15 protein-coding genes and 1 pseudogene are annotated in these 19,144 nt (G+C 70.3%); 11 read left to right on the top strand and 5 right to left on the bottom strand.

Annotated features, from left to right (window positions below):
* Window positions 1–87 precede the first annotated feature (87 nt).
* Together pyrE and ACFPN1_RS12930 are read left to right on the top strand one after the other, a co-directional pair.
* Window positions 88–792, top strand: a complete 705-nt coding sequence (gene pyrE, locus ACFPN1_RS12935; RefSeq protein ID WP_386755523.1) for an orotate phosphoribosyltransferase — start codon at window positions 88–90, stop codon at window positions 790–792.
* 70 nt (window positions 793–862) lie between these two features.
* A complete protein-coding gene (locus ACFPN1_RS12930; RefSeq protein WP_386755499.1) occupies window positions 863–1,534 on the top strand; it encodes a hypothetical protein in 672 nt (223 codons plus the stop codon).
* Window positions 1,535–1,622: 88 nt separating this feature from the next.
* Here the strand turns inward: ACFPN1_RS12930 and ACFPN1_RS12925 are convergent, their stop codons facing one another.
* The 3 genes and pseudogenes from ACFPN1_RS12925 to coaBC form a co-directional block, all read right to left on the bottom strand.
* Window positions 1,623–3,941, bottom strand: a complete 2,319-nt coding sequence (locus ACFPN1_RS12925) for a phosphomannomutase/phosphoglucomutase (RefSeq protein ID WP_386755498.1) — start codon at window positions 3,939–3,941, stop codon at window positions 1,623–1,625.
* Window positions 3,942–3,971: 30 nt separating this feature from the next.
* Window positions 3,972–4,430: a dUTP diphosphatase gene (gene dut / locus ACFPN1_RS12920; protein ID WP_386755496.1), complete on the bottom strand. Its 459-nt coding sequence runs from the start codon at window positions 4,428–4,430 to the stop codon at window positions 3,972–3,974.
* 38 nt (window positions 4,431–4,468) lie between these two features.
* Window positions 4,469–5,691, bottom strand: a pseudogene (gene coaBC, locus ACFPN1_RS12915) (bifunctional phosphopantothenoylcysteine decarboxylase/phosphopantothenate--cysteine ligase CoaBC).
* A gap of 200 nt (window positions 5,692–5,891) precedes the next feature.
* Between coaBC and radC the strand changes: the two are divergent.
* From radC to ACFPN1_RS12890, 5 genes are all read left to right on the top strand, one after another.
* Entirely contained in the window at window positions 5,892–6,566 is a 675-nt protein-coding gene (gene radC / locus ACFPN1_RS12910) for a RadC family protein (RefSeq protein WP_386755495.1), read from the top strand.
* Between the two features lie 135 nt (window positions 6,567–6,701).
* A complete protein-coding gene (gene argS / locus ACFPN1_RS12905) occupies window positions 6,702–8,390 on the top strand; it encodes an arginine--tRNA ligase (RefSeq protein WP_386755494.1) in 1,689 nt (562 codons plus the stop codon).
* Window positions 8,391–8,595: 205 nt separating this feature from the next.
* Window positions 8,596–9,417, top strand: coding sequence for an SPOR domain-containing protein (locus ACFPN1_RS12900; RefSeq protein WP_386755493.1), 822 nt, complete (start codon window positions 8,596–8,598; stop codon window positions 9,415–9,417).
* A complete protein-coding gene (locus tag ACFPN1_RS12895) occupies window positions 9,417–10,190 on the top strand; it encodes an SGNH/GDSL hydrolase family protein (protein ID WP_386755492.1) in 774 nt (257 codons plus the stop codon). The genes ACFPN1_RS12900 and ACFPN1_RS12895 overlap by 1 nt, the downstream gene beginning before the upstream one ends.
* A gap of 32 nt (window positions 10,191–10,222) precedes the next feature.
* Window positions 10,223–10,975: an SDR family NAD(P)-dependent oxidoreductase gene (locus ACFPN1_RS12890; protein WP_386755490.1), complete on the top strand. Its 753-nt coding sequence runs from the start codon at window positions 10,223–10,225 to the stop codon at window positions 10,973–10,975.
* A gap of 503 nt (window positions 10,976–11,478) precedes the next feature.
* Here ACFPN1_RS12890 and speA read toward each other — a convergent pair.
* Window positions 11,479–13,371 (bottom strand): arginine decarboxylase, encoded by a 1,893-nt coding sequence (gene speA, locus ACFPN1_RS12885; RefSeq protein ID WP_386755488.1) that lies wholly within the window; start codon window positions 13,369–13,371, stop codon window positions 11,479–11,481.
* Window positions 13,372–13,793: 422 nt separating this feature from the next.
* On the opposite strand from speA, the gene speE reads away from it, so the two are divergent.
* The gene (speE, locus tag ACFPN1_RS12880) at window positions 13,794–14,642 is read left to right on the top strand and encodes a polyamine aminopropyltransferase (RefSeq protein WP_386755486.1); all 849 of its coding nucleotides are present in this window, start codon (window positions 13,794–13,796) and stop codon (window positions 14,640–14,642) included.
* A 143-nt stretch (window positions 14,643–14,785) separates the two neighbouring features.
* Window positions 14,786–16,687 carry a diguanylate cyclase gene (locus ACFPN1_RS12875; protein ID WP_386755484.1) on the top strand — a complete coding sequence of 634 codons (1,902 nt, stop codon included), beginning with the start codon at window positions 14,786–14,788 and terminating at the stop codon, window positions 16,685–16,687.
* Window positions 16,688–16,725: 38 nt separating this feature from the next.
* On the opposite strand, the gene ACFPN1_RS12870 is transcribed toward ACFPN1_RS12875, so the two are convergent.
* Window positions 16,726–17,064, bottom strand: a complete 339-nt coding sequence (locus ACFPN1_RS12870; RefSeq protein WP_386755482.1) for a P-II family nitrogen regulator — start codon at window positions 17,062–17,064, stop codon at window positions 16,726–16,728.
* 225 nt (window positions 17,065–17,289) lie between these two features.
* Here ACFPN1_RS12870 and ubiK point away from each other — a divergent pair, with 225 nt between their 5' ends.
* Window positions 17,290–17,562: a ubiquinone biosynthesis accessory factor UbiK gene (gene ubiK, locus ACFPN1_RS12865; protein ID WP_386755480.1), complete on the top strand. Its 273-nt coding sequence runs from the start codon at window positions 17,290–17,292 to the stop codon at window positions 17,560–17,562.
* A gap of 9 nt (window positions 17,563–17,571) precedes the next feature.
* The gene (locus ACFPN1_RS12860) at window positions 17,572–19,086 is read left to right on the top strand and encodes a YifB family Mg chelatase-like AAA ATPase (protein ID WP_386755478.1); all 1,515 of its coding nucleotides are present in this window, start codon (window positions 17,572–17,574) and stop codon (window positions 19,084–19,086) included.
* Window positions 19,087–19,144: the final 58 nt, after the last annotated feature.

The following is a 19,144-nucleotide window of genomic DNA, read 5'->3' as shown; positions in this document are numbered from 1 at the left end:
TGCGCGAAGACGCGAGGTCGCAGACTACCCCATGCGGCGGAAGCGGCGGACGCTTTGACCATGCCATCGAAACCCGTCCGCGTTCCGATGCGACAATTCGCATCTCCCATCCTGAATCCCGATCCCGTGTCTTCCAGCCACCGCTCCCGCTTCCTCCAGCTCGCGCTGCGCGCCGATGCGCTGCGCTTTGGCGACTTCACCCTCAAGTCGGGGCGCCAGAGCCCGTATTTCTTCAACGCCGGACTGTTCAACTCCGGCGCGCTGCTGGCGGAACTGGCCGGCTGCTATGCCGATGCGATCGCCGCGCACGGCGTCGCCTTCGACCTGCTGTTCGGCCCGGCCTACAAGGGCATTCCGCTGGCCACGGCGGTGGCCTGCGAGTTCGCGCGGCGCGGCCACGACCTGCCGCTGGCCTTCAACCGCAAGGAGGCCAAGGCGCACGGCGAGGGCGGCACGCTGATCGGCGCGCCGCTGGCCGGCCGGCGCGTGCTGATCGTCGACGACGTGATCACCGCCGGCACCGCGATCCGTGAAGCGTTGGCCATCATCCGCGAGGCCGGTGGGATGGCCGCCGGGATCGTGATCGCGCTCGACCGGCAGGAAGCCGTCGATCCGGCGCGCTCGCGACGCTCCGCGGCACAAACTGTCGCGGATGAACACGGGCTCCCGGTGATCGCCGTGGCGACCCTGACCGATCTGCTCGACTTCGCCGGCAGCGACGCCGGGCTCGTTGCACAACGCGAACGTTTGCTGGCGTACCGTGCCGCTTACGGGAGCGAGGACGCGACCTGACCGCACGCGCGGCGCAGCTGGCGCGATTCTTGCGTTGCTCCCGGCATCCGCGATACCGGCAGCAGAATTCATGAGCAAGTTGCACGCCCCCCTGGCCTTCGCCCTGTGCGCCGCGCTGCTGGCCGCTCCGGCCAGCGCCCAGCAGGCGCCGAAGAAGAAGCTGTATTGCTGGAACGAAGGCGGCCGCAAGGTCTGCGGTGACGCCCTGCCCGCCTCGGCCACCGATGCCGCGCGCACCGAATTCAGCACCAAGAGCGGCTTGGCCACCCGCCAGGTCGGCCGGGCGCTGACGGAGGAAGAGCGCGCCGCCGCCGCCGCGCAGGCGGAACTCGCCGGCCAGGCGCAGTTCGAGGAAGCCGCACGGCGCATGCGCGAACGCGCGATGGCCGAGTCCTATGCCACCGAGGCCGACCTGCGCCGCGCCTTCAACGAGCGCATCGCGCTGCTCGACGACACCATCAAGGCCGCCCAGCTCAGCATCGGCGGACTGCGCCAGAGCCTGATCAGCCTGCTGCGCCAGGCCGGCGAGGCCGAGCTCGCCGGCAAGCCGGTGCCGGCCAACCTGACCGGCACCATCCGCACCCAGCACAGCGAACTGATGCGCCAGCAGGCCATGCTGGTCAGCCACCACAAGGACCGCAGCGAGATCGACACCGAGCTGGCCCACGCGCTGCAGACCTACCGCGAACTGAAAGCGCCCAAGGCGCCGGCGGTGACGCCCGTGGAGGGCGGCGGGACCTGACCCGTTCCGGGGTAGAAAAGTTTTGGGGTAGAAAAAAGCCGGTCGAACGACCGGCTTTTTCATTGGCGTGCCGTCGTCGCGGCGCGCGTCAGAACGGCAGCGACAGATCCGGCTTCAGCGCCAGCAGTTGCTCGCGGAAGGCCTGCTGGATGCGCTGCAGCGCCGCCTGGTTGTCGGCATCGAAACGCATCACCAGCACCGGCGTGGTGTTGGAAGCGCGCACCAGGCCCCAGCCGTCGGCGAAGTCGACGCGCACGCCGTCGATGGTCGATGTGCGCCCGCCCTCGAACTGCGCCGCGGTGCGGAAACGCTCGACGAAGGTGTGCGGATCGCCATCGGGCGCATCCACCTTGATCTCGGGCGTGGATACGCCGTCGGGCAACGCGGCGAGCGTCGCCGAAGGCGAGTCAGGCTGCACCGACAGGATCTCCAGCAGGCGCGCGGCGGCGTAGATGCCGTCGTCGAAGCCGTACCAGCGCTCCTTGAAGAAGAAGTGGCCGCTCATCTCGCCGGCCAGCTCCGCGCCGGTTTCGCGCATCTTGGCCTTGATCAGCGAATGGCCGGTCTTCCACATCAGCGGGCTGCCGCCGTGGCGCAGCACGTGGCCCGGCAGGCGGCCGGTGCACTTGACGTCGAAGATGATCATCGCGCCCGGGTTGCGCTCGAGCACGTCCTGCGCGAACAGCATCAGCAGGCGGTCGGGGAAGATGTTCTGCCCATCGCGGGTGACCACGCCGAGGCGGTCGCCGTCGCCGTCGAAGGCGATACCCAGGTCGGCGTCGAGGCGCTCGACCATGCGCATCAGGTCGCTGAGATTCTGCGGCTCGCTCGGATCGGGATGGTGGTTCGGGAAGGTGCCGTCGATGTCGCAGTACAGCGGCGTGACTTCGGCGCCGATCGCCGACAGCACGCGCGGGCCGAGGTCGCCGGCCACGCCGTTGCCGGCATCGACGACCACGCGCAGCGGCCGGTCGATCTGCACGTCGTTGGCGATGCGCTGGACGTAGTCGTCGCCGATGTCCTGGAAGCGCACGCTGCCGGGCTGGTCGGCGGTGTACAGCCGGTCTTCGGCGATGCGGTCGTACAGGTCGGTGATGCCGTCGCCGGACAGCGTCTCGCCGCCGACCACGATCTTGAAGCCGTTGTAGTCGGGCGGATTGTGGCTGCCGGTCACCGAGACGCAGGAGCCCGCGCGCAGGTGGTACGCGCCGAAGTACACCACCGGCGTCGGCGCCATGCCGATGTCGATGACGTTGCGGCCGGCCTTGCGCAGGCCGTTGATCAGGCCCTCGGCCAGTTCCGGGCCGGACAGGCGGCCGTCGCGGCCGACGACGATGTCGAGCAGGCCCTGCTGCTGCATCAGCGAACCGATCGATTGCCCGAGCAGTTCCGCAACACCAGGGTCCAGCGTCTTGCCCACCACGCCGCGCACGTCGTAGGCGCGGAAGATGCCACGGTCGATGGCCACGCCGGCCTTGGGCGACGGCGCGGCAGCGGTCGTGGCGTCGGCGACCGGAGCGGGGGCCGCTGCAGGCGTCGCCATCGGGGCCATCTGGGCCAGCGTCGGCTCCTGTTCGTCCTCGGGCAGCGCGCGCGCGCGGCCGCCCGCGATGCGCGGATAGAACCAGGCCGCCAGCGCGCCTAGCAGCAGCAGCGCCGTCACGACCGCGCAGGGCAGCCAGCCCAGCCCCAACGGGCCGCCGGCGACGTCGGGAATGGCCGCGGCGACGCGCAGATCGCTGCCCGGCACCTTGGCCGCCATCACTTCGGCGCCGCTGGCGAGGCTCTTGTCGCCGCGCTCGACCAGGCTGCTGGAGCCTTGGCGCAGGGCCAGGTAGGTGTCTTCGGGCACGCGCGCGCTTTCGACGCTGGCGGCGATGCGGTCGAGCGGCAGGCGCACGCTGGCCACGCCGAGGACCTCGGCACCGCGCAGGACCGGCGCCGCCAGGCTCAGCTTCTGCTTGCCCAGGGCGTCGACGACGATGCGCGCGACGGGCTTCTGCTCGGCCAGGGCCTGTTCCATCGCGGCGAGCCGCCCGTAACCGGTTTTGGGCAGGCCGGCATACGCGGGATCGAGATCGGTCGAGAGGATTTCCCCGTCGGTCGCGGAGGCCCAGCCCTGGGTCAGCGCTTCACCGGCCAGGCGCAGGTCGCCCGTGGCGAGCGCCGCCTGCACCGGCGCGCTCTGCAGCCGGGTGGCGAACTGCTTCTGCTCGCTCGTCAGCAGCGCCTGCACCTCCTGGACCGCGGCATCGCGCGCCCCTTCGACGGCATGACGGCGGTTGCTGTCGCGGAACTGCTCCCAGGCGCTCCAGCCGAACCACGCGGCCAGCAGCACCAGCACCACGGCAGCCAGCTGACGCAGCAGCTTCGCCTGCGCCGGAGGAAGGGTCTTCTTCTCGCTCATCATGCTTTCCTGTCGTAATGCCGGGCGCGCTCAGCGCACGCCCGTATGCCCGAAGCCACCCGCGCCGCGCGCGCTGGCCTCGAATTCGTCCACCACCTGCAGCGTCGCCCGCACGATCGGCAGCACCACGAGTTGTGCGATGCGATCCCCGGGCTGGATCGTAAAAGCCTCGCGACCCCGATTCCACACGCTGATCATCAACGGGCCCTGGTAATCGGCATCGATCAGGCCGGTGCCGTTGCCGAGCACGATGCCGTGCTTGTGGCCGAGCCCGGAACGCGGCAGGACCACCGCGCACATCGTCGGATCGCCGACGTGGATGGCCAGTCCCGACGGCACCAGCGCCGCATCGCCGGGCTGCAGCGTCAGCGCCGCCTCGAGCGCGGCGCGCAGGTCGAGGCCGGCGCTGGCCGGCGTGGCGTATTCGGGCAGGGGCCATTCGCCGCCGAAGCGCGCGTCGAGGATCTTCAGTTCGAGCGTGTGGTGCATGCGGTTCCTGCGTGTTCGGTGGCGGCCGCGCGGGTGGCTCAGCCGAGCCGGGCCGAGATCAGTTCAAGCAAGTTTTCTGCCAACTGCGTCTTCGGCGCCGGCCCCAACGCCTGCGCGAAGCCGTCGCGCCCGTACACCACCAGCGCGTTGTCGTCGCTCTCGAAGCCGCTGCCGGCGACGCCGACGCGGTTGGCGGCGATCAGATCCAGCCGCTTCTTCTCCAGCTTGCCGCGCGCGTAGTGCTCGACCTGGTCGGTTTCTGCCGCAAACCCGACCACCAGGCGCGGCCGCTGCGGATGGCGGGCGACCTCCGCCAGGATGTCCGGCGTGCGCACCAGCTCCAGCACCAGCGTGTCCATCCCCGCCTGCTTCTTGATCTTGCCCGGGGCGATGCTGCGCGGAGTGAAGTCGGCCACCGCGGCGGCGCCGATGTAGACGTCCGCCGGCAGCGCGCCGAGCACGGCGGCGTGCATCTGCGCGGCGCTGCGCACGTCGATGCGCACGACGCCGGCGGGCGTGGGCAGCGCGACCGGACCGGCGACCAGCACCACCTCGGCGCCCTGGCGCGCGGCCGCTTCGGCGACGGCGAAGCCCATCTTGCCGCTGCTGCGATTCCCGATGAACCGGACCGGATCCAGGTCCTCGAACGTGGGTCCCGCGCTGACGACGACGCGCCGTCCGCGCAGGCTCATCGGCCGGCCCCGGCGAGCGCGGCGACGATGTCGGCCGGTTCGCTCAGGCGTCCCGGGCCGGATTCGCCCTCGGCGAGCGGGCCGTCTTCGGGCCCGACGATTTGCACGCCGCGTTCGCGCAGCGTCGCGATGTTGGCCTGCGTGGCCGGATGCAGCCACATGCGGTGGTTCATCGCCGGGCAGACGGTGATCGGCGCGGTCGTCGCCAGGCACAGCGTCGTGACCAGATCGTCGGCGAAGCCGTGCGTCAGCTTGGCCAGGGTGTTGGCGGTGGCCGGCGCGACCACGATCCGGTCCGCCCAGCGGGCCAGCTCGATGTGGCCCATCGCGGCCTCGGCGGCTTCGTCCCACAGCGAGGTGCGCACGGGGAAGCCGGACAAGGCCTGGAACGTCGGGGTGCCGACGAAGCGCGTCGCTTCCTCGGTCATCGCGACCTGCACCTGGGCACCGGCCTCGCGCAGGCGCCGTACCAGCTCGGCGGCCTTGTACGCGGCGATGCCGCCGCACACGCACAACAGGATGCGCTGGTCGACGAGCGGGTCAGCGGCGCGGGCGCGTGCATCGGCCATCGGCGAGGAAAATTCCTACGGCGAAACGGGCGCTTAGCTTACCCGAACAGGCGAATTCGCCTGATCGTCAGACCCCCGGCCGCCGGGCAGGCTATGTCCATCCCGGATGCGGCGAGAATCCACTCGCCTGTTTCTGATCAGGTTCGCAGGCAGACGCTCGCTCGCCGCGTCCGGGAACCCTCTCCCACCTCTCGAGTCGCATGCACATCCGCGATTGGCCCGCCACCGAACGCCCCCGCGAGAAGCTGCTCGCCCGCGGCGCCGGGGCGCTCTCGGATGCGGAACTGCTGGCGCTGTTCCTCGGCTCCGGGCTGCCGGGTCGCGACGCGATCGCCACCGCACGCGAACTGCTGGCCGCGCACGGGCCGTTGCGCGCCCTGCTTGAACGGCCACCGACGGAACTGCGGCGCCTGCCTGGCCTCGGCCCCGCGCGCGCCTGCACCCTCACCGCGGCGCTGGAACTCAGCCGCCGCGTGCTGCACGCCGAGCTCGAACGCGGCGCCGCCCTGAGCGATCCGCAAGCGGCGGGGCGCTATTTCTCCCAGCGCCTGCGCGGATTGCCGCACGAGGTGTTCGCGGCGCTGTTCCTCGATACCCGCCATCGCGTGCTCGCCTTCGAGGAGTTGTTCCAGGGCACGCTCGACGGCGCCGAGGTGCACCCGCGCGAAGTCGTGCGGCGCGCGCTCGGCCACAACGCGGCGGCGGTGATCGTGGCGCACAACCATCCCAGCGGGAACCCGGAGCCCTCGGCCGCCGATCGCGCGGTGACCGCGCGCCTGAAGCAGGCGCTGGCGCTGGTCGACCTGCGCCTGCTCGACCACTTCGTGATCGGCGACGGGCCACCTGTGTCGCTGGCGGCGCGCGGCTGGGTCTAGCGGGACCTCGGGGCGAAGCGACATGCTGGACTTCGCACCGAAGCACGCCCAGCAGGCCGCGCGAACGCCGCCGCAACGGCGGGCCGGCAACGCTCGCGTACAATGCCCGACCCGCTACGCCGCCTGAAAATCCCCGTGAAATCCACCCTCCGCGCGCTGGTCGCGCAGGCCATCGATTCCCTGCGCGCTGCCGGCACGCTTCCCGCCGACCTGGCCACGCCCGACTTCGTCATCGAGCGCCCCAAGACCCGCGCCCAGGGCGACTTCTCCAGCAACGCCGCGATGCTGCTGGCCAAGCCCGCCAAGTCGAACCCGCGCGCGATCGCGCAGGCGCTGGTCGACGCGCTGCCGGCCAACGACGCCATCGCCAAGGTGGAGATCGCCGGCCCCGGCTTCATCAACTTCTTCGTCGCCGAGAGCGCGTGGCGCGCGCAGGTCGGCGAGGTGCTGGCGCAGGGTGCGCGCTACGGCCGCAACGAATCCGGCAAGGGCCACACCGCGGGTGTCGAATACGTGTCGGCCAATCCGACCGGCCCGCTGCACGTCGGTCACGGCCGCGCCGCGGTGATCGGCGACTGCATCGCGCGCGTGCTCGATGCCAACGGCTGGAACGTGAAGCGCGAGTTCTACTACAACGACGCCGGCGCGCAGATCAACAACCTCGCCATCTCGGTGCAGGCGCGCGCGCAGGGCAAGGGTCCGGACGACACCGGCTGGCCGGAGGACGGTTACCGCGGCGACTACATCATCGACGTCGCCAACGCCTACCTGCGCGGCGACAGCGTCGAGGTCGAGGGCCACACCGTGGTCGGCGCGAAGGACCCTGCCAACCTCGACGCGATCCGCCAGTTCGCCGTCGCCTACCTGCGCCGCGAGCAGAACCTCGACCTCGCCGCGTACGGCGTGTCCTTCGACACCTACTTCCTGGAATCCTCGCTCTACACCGACAGCAAGGTGGAAGAAACCGTGCGCGAGCTGATCGCCCACGGCCACACCTACGAGGAAGGCGGCGCGCTGTGGCTGCGCACCACCGACTTCGGCGACGACAAGGACCGCGTGATGCGCAAGTCCGACGGCACGTACACGTACTTCGTGCCGGACGTCGCCTACCACCTGTCGAAGTGGCAGCGCGGCTACGAGCGTGCGATCACCGAACTGGGCGCCGACCACCACGGCAGCCTCGCCCGTGTGAAGGCCGGCCTGCAGGCGCTGGACTGCGGCATCCCGCCGGGCTGGCCGGAATACGTGCTGCACCAGATGGTCACGGTGATGCGCGGTGGCGAGGAAGTGAAGCTGTCCAAGCGCGCCGGCAGCTACGTGACCCTGCGCGATTTGATCGACGAGGTCGGCAGGGACGCGACGCGCTGGTTCCTGATCGCGCGCAAGCCCGATTCGCAGCTCACCTTCGACATCGATTTCGCGCGCAGCCAGTCGCTCGACAACCCGGTGTACTACGTGCAGGTCTCGCATGCGCGCATGCACGGGCTGACGCGCCAGCTGAAGGAGCGTGGTCTGTCTTTCGACGCGGCCAACGGCCTGGCGCAGCCGCTCGACCTCGACGACGACAGCGCGCGCGAACTGGTCACGACGCTGCTGCGCTATCCCGACGTGGTCGAGATGGCCGGCCGCGACCTCGAGCCGCACCAGATCGCCGCGTACCTGCTCGAACTCGCGCAGACCTTCCAGACGTATTACAACGACCACCAGTTCCTGGTCGATGACGCCAACCTGCGCGACGCGCGCCTGGTGCTGGCGCTGGCGACACGGCAGGTGCTGGCGAACGGCCTGGAGCTGCTGGGCGTGAGCGCGCCGGAAGTGATGTGATAGGGAAAGAGCGGGAATGGGGAACAGGGAATCGGGAACGCAAGCGCGCAGTAGTCGGGTCCCACCCTCCATACCGGCTCTTCCGCAGTAAACATGGCGAGGGCGGGAAGCCGGGTAGCGGGAACCCCTCGTTTCCCCGTTCCCTGTTCCCCATTCCCGCCTTTCAAAAAACGTGACGGGCCAATCCAACCCAAGGCAGACCGAAGTGGCAGCAAAGCGCAGCAAGTCGCAGGCACGACGCAGTGGCGGCAACGGCAACAACATTCCCGGCTGGGCCTGGCTGGTGCTCGGCGTCCTGCTGACGATGGTGGTGGTCATCGTCGCGCCGAAATACCTGAAGTCCGATGGCGACGGCTTCTTCCGGCCGCAGCCCAACCCGGATGCGCAGCCGGCGCCGATCGCCGAGGACGAGGACGCGGTCGCGCCCGAAGGCGATGCGCCCGCCCCCAAGCCGAAGGACAAGGGCACCGGCAAGCCGGGCGAGGACTACGACTTCTACACCCTGCTCCCCGGCAAGGAAGTGCCGTTGAGCGATGCCGAGATCGCCGCCACCGAGCGCGCCGAGGCGCAGCGCGAAGCCGCGCGCGCGAAGCAGGCGACGGCGCCGACCGATGCGGTCGCCGATGCGCTGCCGCAGCCGGTGGACAGCGCCGATGCCGCGACCGCTTCGACGCCGAAGCCGGTCGCGACCGCGGTTGCCCCCGCGGACACCAAGGCCACCACGCCGACGAAGAGCAGCGACAAGCCGGCTGCGGCGACGACGCGGACCGCGACGGCACCGACGCTCGATGACAATACCCGCTACCTGCTCCAGGCCGGCGCCTTCCAGGCATCGGGCCAGGCTGAGGAGCTGAAGGCGCGAATCGCCCTGCTCGGCCTGGGCGCGCGCGTCGAAGCCGCGGATATCAAGGGCACCACCGTGTACCGCGTGCGCATGGGGCCCTACGGCACCGCCAGCGACCTGGCCGAGGCCAAGCGCAAGCTCTCGGCCGGCGGCCTGCAGGCGATGGCGATCAAGGTGAAGTGATGCGCGGGGCGATCGGCGTCGTCGTGCTGCTGGTCGCGCTGCTGCTTCCGTCGGCGGCGTTGGCCGGAACGACGCTGCGCGTGCTGTTCGTCGGCAACAGCCTCACCTACTACAACGATCTTCCCAGCACCTTCGCGACGCTGTACCAGGCCGCCGCGCCGGACGCCCGCATCGAAACCGAACTGCTCGCGCAGGGCGGCGGCCGGCTGCGCGAGCGCCTGCAGGACGGCGTGCTGGCGAAGCTGCTGGCGGAACACCGCTACGACGTCGTGGTGTTGCAGGAACTGGGCGGGTTGCCCCTGTGCCCCGACGACTTCCCGTCCTGCAGGGACGCGCCAGCCGCGTTGCGCGAGTCGGTCGAGCTCGTGCGCGCCCACGGCGCGCGCGCCGTCTGGTTCGCCACCTGGCAGGCCTCGCCCGAAGCGCAACGCGAACTGAGCCTGCGGGTGCGCGCGCTGTCGCATTCGCTGCAGCTGGAAACGGTCGATATCGGGGCGATGCTGCAACGCGTTTCGCCTACCGCACGAACGCGGCTGCTGCACGACGACGGCCATCCCGATTACCTGGGCACCTGGCTCATCGCCGCCGCGCTGGTCGACCGGCTCGCGCAGGCGCCGCTGCCGGACAGCGCGCCGCCGAGCTGCGGGTGGCAATGGCGCGACGGCGCGCTGGACGCACGGCGCCCGGCCTCGCAGCAAACGACCACGCGCGCGCCCTGCCATCACCCGGACGACACGCAATGGCGTGCGCTGCGCGCCGCCATCCACCCGTGACTCCGCACACTGCCTGCAACGAGGAACCCCGCATGACCAAAACCGCACTCATCACCGGCACCACCTCCGGTTTCGGCGCCGCCACCGCACGCCGTTTCGTCGCCGGCGGCTGGCGCGTGATCGCGACGGGCCGGCGCGCGGAGCGGCTGCAGGCGCTGGTCGAGGAACTGGGCGCCGACCACGTGCACGCGGCGGTGTTCGACATCCGCGACGCGCAGGCGATGGATGCGGCGATGGACGCGCTGCCGGCGGCGTTCCGCGGCATCGACCTGCTGATCAACAACGCCGGCCTCGCCCAGGGCACCAAACCCGCGCAGGAAGCGCGCCTCGACGACTGGCAGCGCATGATCGACACCAACGTCACTGCGCTGGTGACGCTGACGCGGCGCGTGCTGCCCACGCTGATCGAACGTCGCGGCGCCATCGTCAACATCAGCTCGACCGCCGCGAACTACCCCTACCCCGGCGGCAACGTCTACGGCGGCACCAAGGCCTTCGTCAGCCAGTTCTCGCTCGGCCTGCGCAGCGATCTGCACGGCACCGGCGTGCGCGTGACCACGCTGGAACCGGGCATGGCCGAAACCGAGTTCACCCTGGTGCGCACGCACGGCGACCAGGCGGCGTCGGATGCGCTGTACCACGGCGCGCAGCCGATGACCGCGCAGGATATCGCCGACACGATCTGGTGGATCGCGACGCTGCCGCCGCACCTCAACGTCAACCGGCTGGAGATGATGCCGGTGAGCCAGTCGTTCGCGGGCTTTCAGGTCGCGCGCGAAGGTTGAACTTCGTTACGAAGACACGCTGCGACCAGGCAGCTGCCGGCGAAAGCGAAAGCGACAGCATCAAGCCGCCTGGGCGATGGCTTCCCTGTTCGCTGGGCGCTGCGCTCCCAGCGCGTGCGCCATCCGGAGGCCGGTTCTTCACCGCGTGATGCGGCAACGCGCGCCGCCAGCGCGCCCACGCCGAAGGCGAGCAGTCCACGTCCTTGCAAAGGCCTGCCCCAGACGGAGTCGACGAGCCGAAAGGCCAGTTTGTGGCTGAGGGACAGGCTGCAGGAAGCCGCCGCGAGCCAGCCCACGCCCGGTAGCAACGACCGATCCGGCTGCTGCGCTGCGCGCCTGCGAAGACCAGCAACGCCAGAAGACCGGTGCGGTCGCGGAGCAGCAGCATCGCGAGCGCGACCCCCGCCAGGTCGCAGGGATCATCGAGGCGATGGCATGCGCATCTGGAGGGCGGCACGCATCCCCTGCGCGCCGCCGCGGCGCGCCGCGAACGATCCGGCGCTTCAGGCCAGGGGTTCGTCGCTCAGGTAGGTGTACGCGGTCAGGCCCGCTTCCAGATCGGCGGCCAGGCGCGCGGCTTCGTCGTCCGGCAAGTGCGCCGCGGCGACCTTGTCGGCGTACGCCTGGCGCAGGTCGCCCAGCCTGTAGCCGACGTAATCGAGCATCACGTCGGCGGTGTCGCCGCGCCGTTGCTGGCTCATCGCGTAGCCGCCGTTACCGTCGAGGTGCACTTCCACCGCGTCGGTGTCGCCGAACAGGTTGTGGATGTCGCCGAGGATCTCCTGGTACGCGCCGACCAGGAAGAAACCGAGCCGGTACGACTCGCCGTGCTTCATCTCGTGCAGCGGCAGCGAGCTGTCCAGGCCTTCGGTCTCGACGTAGGTGTCGATCATCCCGTCCGAATCGCAGGTCATGTCGGCGATCACGCCGCGGCGCGTCGGCGCCTCGTCCAGGCGCTCGATCGGCGCGATCGGGAACACCTGGTCGATCGCCCACACGTCCGGCATCGATTCGAACAGGCTGAAGTTGACGAAGTACTTGTCGACCAGGCGGTCGTTGAGCTCGTCGAGCAGATCGCGGTGGCTCTTCTCGTCGTAGCTCAGGCGCGCGCGCACCGCATGCGCGATCGCGTAGAACAGGTCGTCGATGCGCGCGCGGTGCACCAGGTCGATCTGGCCCAGCGCGTACAGCGACAGGCCCTCGCTGTGGTGGTGCTGGGCCTCGTGGAACAGCTCCACGGCCGGGCGCGCGTCGATCTCGGCATGGATCTCGCGCAGGTGGCGGATCACCGCGGGTTCGTCGTCGTGCTGGTCGGGCACGCGGCCTTCCGGCGCCTGCTCGACTTCCGAGACGTTGGCGACCAGCACCGCGTGGTGCGCGGTCATCGCGCGGCCGCATTCGGTGATCACACGCGGCGGCGCGAGGCCGTATTCCTCGCAGGCCTCGGCCAGCGGCTGCACGATGCTGGAGGCGTACTGGTTCACGCCGTAGTTGATCGAGCAGTAGCTGCGCGAGCGCGTGCCTTCGTAGTCGATGCCCAGGCCGCCGCCGACGTCCATGTAGCGCACCTTCGCGCCGAGCACGGAGAGTTCGACGAAGTAGCGCGTCGCCTCGCGCATGCCGTTGGCGATGTCGCGGACGTTGGAGATCTGCGAACCCATGTGGAAGTGCAGCAGGCCCAGGCAATCCTCCAGGCCGGCGTCGCGCAGCTGCTTCCACAGGTCGAGCACCTGGCGCGGCGAGAGGCCGAACTTGGCCTTGTCGCCGCCGCTGTTCTGCCACTTGCCGGCGCCGAGCGAGGCCAGGCGCATGCGCACGCCCAGGCCCGGCTTCACGCCCAGCGCGCGCGCTTCCTCGATCACCAGCGGCAGCTCGGAGGGCTTCTCGATGACGATGAAGGTCTCCAGCCCGAGCTTGCGGCCGATCAGGGCGAGGCGGATGTATTCGCGGTCCTTGTAGCCGTTGCAGACGATCAGCCCGCCCGGGCGCGACAGCGCGAGCACGGCCATCAGTTCGGGCTTGCTGCCGGCTTCCAGGCCGAAGCCTTCGCCGTGATGCGAAGCCAGCGTGCCGGCGACACCGGCGTGCTGGTTCACCTTGATCGGATACACGGCGGTGTAGCCGCCCGCGTAGTCCCACTCGCCCATCGCCTGGGCGAAGGCGCCCTGCAGCTTGCGCAGGCGGTCGCCGAGGATGTCGGGGAAGCGCACCAGCAGCGGCAGCTTCGCGCCCTGCGCCTTCGCCTGGTCGACCACGTCCGGCAGCGCGATCTTCGGGCCCTGGGGGCCACGCGGGGCGACGGTGATCCGCCCTTGCGCGTCGACATCGAAGTAGCCCTCCGACCAGTGCGGAATCGAATAGGTCCTGCGGGCGTGGTCGAGCGACCAGGCGGTCATCGGCGTGCTTCCTGTAGCGGCGAACGGGGAGGATCGGAGATCGGGCGGCGAACGGCGGAAGATCCGCAAGGATCGGCGGCGATCAGGCGCGCATTGTAGGGCTTGCGTTCGCGACGCGACGTTAGCGGCGGCCCCGTCTTCCCTCTCCTCTGGCCGCGGCCGAGGGGCGAGCCGGGGCGCGATCAACGCCACAGGCGCGAGCGGGGTTTGCTCGTGGGCGCGAGGAGGCAACCGCAACAGCACCCCTCCCCGGCCCTCCCCTTGGCCTGCGGCCAAAGGGAGGGAGAAAAGCCTGGCCTGCGCCAGCGAATGGACAAGGCCGGACCTGCTGCCAAAGAGCGGAAGAAGCGCGCAGCGAAGCCGGCCGCCACGTCCCTTTCGCTACAATCCGCGCCCCCACACCGCCTTACGGAACCGCCGCGATGACCGACACCACCTGGCACTACGAGAACTTCGAGCGCGCCGGCTCGGCCATCGGCTACCGGATCACGAAGAAGCTGGACGAGGTGCAGTCGCCGTTCCAGTTCATCGAGATCTACGAGAGCACCGACTGGGGCAACCTGATGCTCATCGACGGCGCGATGATGCTCACCACGCGCGACAATTTCCTTTACCACGAAATGATGTCGCACCCGGCGCTGTTCACCCACGCCAACCCGAAGCACGTCGTGATCATCGGCGGCGGCGACTGCGGCACGCTGCGTGAGGTGCTCAAGCACCCGGGCGTGGAAAAGGCGGTGCAGTGCGACATCGACGAGCAGGTCACGCGCATGGCGGAGAAGTGGTTCCCCGAGCTGTGCGAATCCAACCACGATCCGCGCGCGCAGCTGCTGTTCGACGACGGCATCGCCTACATGGCCAACTGCGCGCCGGGCAGCGTCGACATCGTGATCGTCGACTCGACCGATCCGGTCGGCCCCGCCGAGGGGCTCTTCAACAAGGCCTTCTACGAATCCTGCTTCCGCGCGCTCAAGGACGACGGCATCCTCGTGCAGCAGTCCGAGTCGCCGCTGGTGCTGCTCGACCTGATCAAGGAGATGCGCGGCGAGATGGGCAAGGCCGGCTTCACCACCTTCAAGACCCTGCCCTTCCCGCAGCCGTGCTACCCGACCGGCTGGTGGTCGTGCACCCTGGCGCGTAAGGCCGGCGGCTTCGATTTCCGCGAGGCCGACGCCCGCGCCAAGCTGTTCGACACCCGCTACTACAGCGCCGGCATCCACCAGGGCGCCCTGGTGTCGCCGCCGTTCGTGGCGGCCGCGCTGGGCGAATAACGCACCGTCCGGACGGACGGTGCCGGAAGCGCGCCGTACGTCCCCCGTTCGGGGCCGGGCCCTGTGTTACGGTGCCTCCCGGACGGCACCCGCGCCGTCTGCGCTCGATCCGGGGGGATGTCTTGCGCCTGTCGGGAATCATCTTGCTGGCCGTCATCGGCTGGTGCGTCGTCGTGGACGTGCCGGCACAACCGGCGCCGTCCCCGGACCGGACCGGTCTGGACGCCTTCGGCACGACCCCCGACGCCGGGCAGTTCGACCGGCTCATCGAGCAGGTCGAGCGCGGCGACCTCATCGTTTCCGGCCCGCAACAGGTGCGCGATGTCGTGCGCCGGCTCGACGCACTGCGGCCGAAGAACGACGCGCGCCGCGAGCTGCGGTTACGCGGCTTCCGCTGCGACTACGACGACCTGGGCCAGCCGGCGGCCGGACTCGCCTTCGCCCGCGCCGGCCTGGCCGACGCGGCGCGCCTGCACGATGTCGGCGAGCAGATCCGTTTCAGCCTGTGCGAAGCCAACTACATCGACGGCTCCGGCCGGACCGCACAATCCGCGGCGACGGTCGATGCGGCGCTGGTGCTCGCACGCAAGCACGACGACCCGCGGCTGCTGGCGCAAACGCTGGTGCATCGCGGCAGCCTGTATTCGCTGCTGGGGCAGCAGGCCGCGGCGCTGACCGATTTCCTTGAAGCGCAGAAGGTCTACACCGCGGCGGGCCTGCGCAAGGAAGCCGAAGCCAGCCTCGGCGACATCGCGGCCGCGTACCGGCGCATGGGCGACCACGACAAGGCCCTGGAATACCTGCGCCAGGGCATCGCCTTCGCCGAGCGCGAGGGCGATGCCGGACTGCTGTCGGTCGCCCTGCTGCAGACCGGCTACCTGCACGAGGATCTCCGGCAATACGAGGAGGCGCTGGCGGTGCTGCGACGCGCGCTCGATGTCGCCGCCGCGCACGGCCTCGAATACGACGTCGCCGCCGCGCATCTGGCGATGGCCTCGTCGCTGGTAAGGAAAGGCGATTTCGACGCCGCCGAAACCGCGCTGACGACCGCCCGCGCCGGCTTCGAGCGCGTCGGCGACCGTTCCAACGAAGCCATGCTGCAACTGCTCGACGGCATGGTGCTCGCCGGGCGCGGCGACCACCCGCAGGCGCTGGAGCACTACGACCGCGCCGCCCGGGCCTTCGAGGTCGATCCGAACCTGCGCTACCAGGTCGACCTGTACGCGTCGCGCGCGCTCAGCCACGAGGCCCTCGGCAACTACCGCGCGGCGATGGATGACCTCAAGCTCGAGCGCAGCGGGCGGAGCCGGCTCTACGAGGACTCGCGAACGCAGCAGTCGCTGCTGCTGCAGTACCAGTTCGACACGGCACGCCGCGACCTGGAAAACGCGCGCCTGCAGGCCGAACGCCGCAGCCAGCAGCAGCGACTGAAGGTCGCCGAACGCGCCAGCCGCTGGCAGTGGGCCGCGCTCGTCAGCATCGCCCTGCTCATGGTGATCCTGCTCGCGCTGTTCATGCGCCAGCTGCGCAGCATGCGCCGGATCAATCAGCTGGCTTTGACCGACGCCCTGACCGGCGTGGCCAACCGCCGCCACGTCGAAGTCGCCGCCGAACAGGCGGTGGCCAACGCGCGCGCGCAGCAGGAACCGCTGGCGGTGCTGACCTTCGACCTCGACTGGTTCAAGCGCATCAACGACGGCCACGGCCACGCCTGCGGCGACCAGGTCCTGATCCGCGTGGCGCGCGCCTGCGAAACGCTGCTGCGGCAGAACGATCTGCTCGGCCGCATGGGCGGCGAGGAATTCATCGTGCTGTTGCCGAAGACCTCGACCGACGCCGCGCTGATGGTCGCCGAACGTCTGCGCGACAGCGTGCACCGCCTGGACCTGTCCGATCTGGCCGAAGACCTCAACGTCACCATCAGCCTGGGGCTGGCGATGCTGCGCCCGCAAGACGACGGCGTGCACGACGTGATCGATCGCGCCGACGCGGCGCTGTACCGCGCCAAGGAAGCCGGCCGCAATCGCGTGGCCATGGAAATCTGAGCGCGCGCCGGCGTATCCGGCGCAGCTTTAGCGCGGCGTCAGAGCGCGTCGCCGTCCATTTCGCCGGTGCGGATGCGCACCACGCGGTCGAGGTCCCAGACGAAGATCTTGCCGTCGCCGATCTTGCCGGTGCCGGCCGCCTTCATGATCGCCTCGACCACGGCATCGGTCTGATCGTCGGTGACCGCGACTTCGAGCTTGATCTTGGGCAGGAAGTCGACGACGTATTCGGCGCCGCGGTACAGCTCGGTGTGGCCCTTCTGGCGGCCGAAGCCCTTGACCTCGGTGGCGGTGATGCCGGCGACGCCGGCTTCCGCCAGCGCTTCGCGCACATCGTCGAGCTTGAACGGCTTGATCACCGCCATGACCATCTTCATCGCATGTCTCCCGGCTTGCGCGTGGAGGATAAGCCGCAGCGGGCACGCGGGCGAGTCCGGGCGGAGGTCTCGATGCATCGACGCAACGATGTATCGACACGTCGCCGCACGGCGGCGGCCTACAATGCGCGGATCGGATGTTTCCTACCCCGGGACGCGGCACCGCCCGACTGATTCGCCGCGGCGAACGGTCCACGCTGGAACCATCCCCGACGGAGCCCGCCCATGATCGACCTGAGCCACCTCGATGACCTCGCCCGCCGCCTCAGCGCGCTGGTGCCGTCCGGCCTGCGCGAAGGCAGCGACGAGCTGCAGCAGAACTTCAAGGCGGTGCTGCAGTCCGGACTCGCCAGACTCGACCTGGTGACGCGCGAGGAATTCGAAGTGCAGCGCGCAGTGCTGCTGCGCACGCGCGAGAAGCTCGAGGAATTGCAGCGCACCGTCGCCGAACTGGAAGCCCAGCAGGGCACCGGCGCGGCGCAACCGCCGCGCCACTGAGCCGGCCGCATGAACCTGGCACTCGTGCACAGCCGTGCGCGAACGGGCGTGCGTGCGCCCGCGGTGCGCGTCGAGGTCCACCTGGCGGGCGGGCTGCCGCGCTTCTCGCTGGTGGGACTGCCCGAGGCGGCGGTGCGCGAAGCCAAGGACCGCGTGCGCGCGGCGATCACCTGTGCGCAGTTCGAATTCCCCGCGCGCGTGATCACGGTGAACCTCGCGCCGGCCGACCTTCCCAAGGAAGGCGGACGCTTCGACCTGCCCATCGCGCTGGGCATTCTCGCGGCGAGCGGACAGGTGCCGCTGGAAGCCCTGCAGGATTGCGAATTCGTCGGCGAGCTCGGCCTCACCGGCGAGTTGCGCGCGGTCGACGGCGTGCTACCGGCGGCACTGGCCGCCGCGCAGGCGGGGCGTCGGCTGATCGTGCCCGAGGGCAACGGCGCCGAAGCTGCGCTCGCCTCGCACGTGGTCGTGCATACCGCACGCACCCTGCTGGAGGTCTGCGCGATGCTCGCGGGCCGCAAGCCGCTGCCCGCCGCGCAGCCGATGCCGGTGCGCCGCGCCGCCACGGTCGACCTGGCCGACGTCCGCGGCCAGGCCCACGCGCGACGGGCGCTGGAAATCGCGGCGGCGGGCGGCCACCACCTGTTGCTGGTCGGACCGCCCGGTTGCGGCAAGACCTTGCTCGCCTCGCGCTTGCCGGGCCTGCTGCCCGAGGCGAGCGAGGACGAGGCGCTGGAGACCGCCGCGATCGCCTCGGTGAGCGGTCGCGGCCTGGATCCCTCGCGCTGGCGTGAGCGGCCGTTCCGTGCGCCGCACCACACCGCCAGCGCCGTCGCCCTGGTCGGCGGCGGCGGCGAACCGCGGCCCGGCGAGATCTCGCTGGCCCACCACGGCGTGCTGTTCCTGGACGAACTACCGGAGTGGGACCGGCGGGCATTGGAGGTGTTGCGCGAACCGCTGGAATCCGGCGTCGTCACCATTTCGCGGGCCGCGCGGCAGAACGAGTTTCCCGCGCGCTTCCAGTTGGTCGCGGCGATGAATCCCTGCCCGTGCGGATGGGCCGGCGATGCGAGCGGTCGCTGCCGCTGCAACCCCGAGGCGGTGCGCCGCTATCGCGCGCGGATCTCCGGTCCCCTGCTGGACCGCATCGACCTGCACGTCGACGTGCCGCGCCTGCCGCCCGCGGAGTTGCGTCCGGACCTGCCCATGGGCGAATCCAGCGCCGACGTGCGCGCCCGGGTGATCCACGCGCGCGAACGGCAACTGGCCCGCGCGGGCAGGATCAACGCGCGCCTCGACCAGGCGCAGACCCAGGCGAGTTGCCGACTCGCACCGCATGACCAGCTGCTGCTCGAGCGCGCCGTCGACGCGCTGCACCTGTCGGCGCGTTCGATCCACCGCATCCTGCGCGTGGCGCGCACGATCGCCGATCTCGACGGTGCGCCGCAGATCCTCAGCCCGCATCTGACCGAAGCGCTGGGTTACCGCGGTATGGATCGCGGCGACGCGGCGCGGGCGGCGTGAGGGAATCGCGAAGCCGCCGTATCGCCGCGGTCGGGCTTGACACAGAGCGAAACGCGAG

The organism is Lysobacter yangpyeongensis, assembly GCF_042655745.1.
Classification (GTDB): Bacteria; Pseudomonadota; Gammaproteobacteria; order Xanthomonadales; family Xanthomonadaceae; genus Agrilutibacter; species Agrilutibacter yangpyeongensis.
Note: the sequence above shows the minus strand (reverse complement) of the source record. Positions and strands in the feature narration are given on the sequence as shown.

Excerpts from the sequence above, each read along its gene's own strand:
- pyrE (WP_386755523.1), top strand. The coding sequence starts at position 88 with ATGCGACAATTCGCATCTCCCATCCTGAATCCCGATCCCGTGTCTTCC.
- ACFPN1_RS12930 (WP_386755499.1), top strand. The coding sequence starts at position 863 with ATGAGCAAGTTGCACGCCCCCCTGGCCTTCGCCCTGTGCGCCGCGCTG.
- ACFPN1_RS12925 (WP_386755498.1), bottom strand. The coding sequence starts at position 3,941 with ATGAGCGAGAAGAAGACCCTTCCTCCGGCGCAGGCGAAGCTGCTGCGT.
- dut (WP_386755496.1), bottom strand. The coding sequence starts at position 4,430 with ATGCACCACACGCTCGAACTGAAGATCCTCGACGCGCGCTTCGGCGGC.
- radC (WP_386755495.1), top strand. The coding sequence starts at position 5,892 with ATGCACATCCGCGATTGGCCCGCCACCGAACGCCCCCGCGAGAAGCTG.
- ACFPN1_RS12895 (WP_386755492.1), top strand. The coding sequence starts at position 9,417 with ATGCGCGGGGCGATCGGCGTCGTCGTGCTGCTGGTCGCGCTGCTGCTT.
- ACFPN1_RS12890 (WP_386755490.1), top strand. The coding sequence starts at position 10,223 with ATGACCAAAACCGCACTCATCACCGGCACCACCTCCGGTTTCGGCGCC.
- speA (WP_386755488.1), bottom strand. The coding sequence starts at position 13,371 with ATGACCGCCTGGTCGCTCGACCACGCCCGCAGGACCTATTCGATTCCG.
- speE (WP_386755486.1), top strand. The coding sequence starts at position 13,794 with ATGACCGACACCACCTGGCACTACGAGAACTTCGAGCGCGCCGGCTCG.
- ACFPN1_RS12870 (WP_386755482.1), bottom strand. The coding sequence starts at position 17,064 with ATGAAGATGGTCATGGCGGTGATCAAGCCGTTCAAGCTCGACGATGTG.
- ubiK (WP_386755480.1), top strand. The coding sequence starts at position 17,290 with ATGATCGACCTGAGCCACCTCGATGACCTCGCCCGCCGCCTCAGCGCG.
- ACFPN1_RS12860 (WP_386755478.1), top strand. The coding sequence starts at position 17,572 with ATGAACCTGGCACTCGTGCACAGCCGTGCGCGAACGGGCGTGCGTGCG.